The sequence below is a fragment of the Pantoea sp. OVA07A genome (assembly GCF_019969975.1).
Taxonomy (GTDB): Bacteria; Pseudomonadota; Gammaproteobacteria; order Enterobacterales; family Enterobacteriaceae; genus Pantoea; species Pantoea agglomerans.
Genome location: NZ_JAHXYM010000031.1, coordinates 1 through 291 on the forward strand (window position 1 = coordinate 1; position 291 = coordinate 291).

Here is a 291-nt window from a genome sequence, read left to right on the forward strand (position 1 = left end):
CAGTATCTCAAAACCGATTTGGTTGCGTAAGCAGCCGGGCCGCGTTTGAGATATTTGCTCTTTAACAATCCGGAACAAGCTGAAAATTGAAACGACGCAGCGCGTCATTCCTCCGTAATAAGGAATGGCAAGGCGATGCGTTCGAGTCTCTCAAATGCTTGCAACACGCAGCGTTGAAAAACGCCTGTGGGTTGTGAGGTTAAGCGACTAAGCGTACACGGTGGATGCCCAGGCAGTCAGAGGCGATGAAGGACGTGCTAATCTGCGTAAAGCGACGGTAAGGTGATATGA

General features: G+C 50.2%; 1 rRNA gene. It reads left to right on the forward strand.

The annotated features are described in order from the left end of the window. Positions 1 to 197: 197 nt before the first annotated feature. Positions 198 to 291: ribosomal RNA gene (locus tag LC417_RS22345) — 23S ribosomal RNA — on the forward strand; the annotation flags it as partial.